This is a genomic window from Halorubrum sp. SS7, assembly GCF_005435055.1.
Lineage (GTDB): Archaea > Halobacteriota > Halobacteria > Halobacteriales > Haloferacaceae > Halorubrum > Halorubrum salinarum.
This window is the reverse complement of sequence record NZ_SGXV01000302.1, coordinates 1-470: the sequence shown is the minus strand read 5'-3', so window position 1 is coordinate 470 and position 470 is coordinate 1. Positions and strand designations below refer to the sequence as shown.

Sequence of the window (470 nt, the reverse complement as noted above, 5' to 3'; positions counted from 1 at the left end):
GGAGGTTCAGCGAGATGGACCGGGCCTCGGAGAAGTTTCCGGTGGTGAGCCGGAAGTTGCCGGTTTCGGCCCACGAACCGCGCGCCATGCTGTCCGCGAGGTCGGGGGCCATCCCGAAGGAGTTGACGACATCGCCGTCGACGACGAGCAGGAGGCACGGGGTCGTCGTCTCGCCCGTCTCCGGGTTGTACCGGCACGTATCGCCCCGCGATTCGTACGCCTGCGGGAAGCCGCGCTGAACCACGGCCGCTTGGAAGGCGTGCGCCGGCGACTGCTCGCCGTCCGGAGCGGTGTTCCGAACGGTGACCGGAACGTACGCGCCCGTGCCCCGATCCCGCTGTGTCGCGGTGCAGATCTCCTCGAAGTCGTCTTGGATCAACACGCCCTCCTGAACGGCGGTGCCGTTGCCCTCGGGGTACGCGATGTCGATCCGGACGGTCCCGCGCTCCTCGAGGAGGTCGATCACCTCC

Annotated in this window: 1 pseudogene; it reads right to left on the bottom strand. The window is 68.5% G+C overall.

The features are described from left to right. Positions 1-470 (bottom strand): annotated as a pseudogene (locus tag EXE44_RS18130) (preprotein translocase subunit SecD); the annotation flags it as partial.